The sequence below is a fragment of the Vibrio sp. 10N.222.48.A3 genome (genome assembly GCF_041475345.1).
Classification (GTDB): domain Bacteria; phylum Pseudomonadota; class Gammaproteobacteria; order Enterobacterales; family Vibrionaceae; genus Vibrio; species Vibrio tasmaniensis_A.
This window is the reverse complement of the sequence record NZ_JBFRVX010001486.1, coordinates 1-1254: the sequence shown is the minus strand read 5'-3', so window position 1 is coordinate 1254 and position 1254 is coordinate 1. Positions and strand designations below refer to the sequence as shown.

The following is a 1254-nucleotide window of genomic DNA, read 5'->3' as shown; positions in this document are numbered from 1 at the left end:
TAGATATTGATCACTCTTTTCGTCTCTCATTAGCCACTTCAAAACCAGACCTTGCGGATGCTTAATATCATGTTTATCTGCAGCATCCTCTATCTCGATAAATACATGGCCTTGAGTGTCGGAGGGAAGGTTCTCCAAAATAGCACTAATGGCTGGTACTGCTGTTAGGTCTCCCGCAATAATATACCAATCTGCGGGTTCAATTAATGGCTCAGGCCCAGCAGGGCCTACAAGGCCAATTTGGAAACCTTGTTCTGCTTTAATCGCCCACCCACCGCCGGGAGAATCGGTTCCGTGGATCACGAAATCGATATCAAGCTCATTCACATCGGCTCGATACTTTCTGACGGTATAGGCTCGAGGCACGGGTTTATGCTCAGGCCAAATCACAGTTTCACCTTCTCGATAAGGTAACTGCAATATCCCACTCTCCCTATTGGGGAAAAACACTTTTATGTGTGTACCATTTTGATCTTCAGGGAACCCTTTTAAAGAGTCGCCCGTAACAGTCACTCGCAGTAGATGCTTTGAGATCTTCTCCTTACGAACAAAGTCCAACAACATCGGATGTAAACGCACTGGTTGATCGCTCATCAATTTACCTCTTAAGAAATTCTATAAATAATTGGCGCTAACTTGCGAGCAATTATGCTGGTACTTCTTCTGCGTGGTTCTTCAGTGTCGCTTCGATTGCTTGCCACCACTCTTGCAATGAAACCGCTTCAATGAGCTGAGCGAATGAGATATTTGCGCCCTGCTTATTCCACTTCTCTACAAGTGTCATCGCTCGCATCGAATCTAGCCCCATGAAGATTAGATTTTCATTCACATCAATCTCTTCATAAGAAACACCTAATGTTTCGGCCACGTCAGACTGCAAAACATTGAGGCTAAGAATACTCTCTTCATTTGGGTTGATTTCCGCTATAGCTTTATCGAGTGTTTTAATGCTTCCCGTTCGGCCTGATATGTAATTGAGAGTGTGGATATGGTCTTCACGCGAAAAATCCGCGATCGCATCACCGATAATAAAGGGCTGTACATCCAACATGAATGCATCCAAAGCAGTCGATAAAATGCCAATGTGCCCGTAAATACCAGAGATGATCAGCTGAGTTTTTTGATTGTCTTTCATGTAATCAAGCAATGGGGTTTTCTTAAATGCACTGTAACGCCATTTAACGTACTCAATATCATCGCTTTCTGGAGCGAGCGTTGATACGACAGGAGTATGATCGCCGTTTAGCCCCGGAC

The 1254-nt window shown here is 44.3% G+C and carries 2 protein-coding genes; both read right to left on the bottom strand.

Going from position 1 to position 1254, the window contains the following annotated elements; translation table 11 throughout:
* Positions 1 to 594 (bottom strand): siderophore-interacting protein (locus AB4653_RS27295; protein ID WP_372105805.1); only part of this gene is annotated, 594 nt, incomplete at its 3' end.
* Positions 595 to 646: 52 nt separating this feature from the next.
* A partial coding sequence (locus AB4653_RS27290; protein WP_372105804.1) for an isochorismatase family protein occupies positions 647 to 1254 on the bottom strand: 608 nt, incomplete at its 5' end.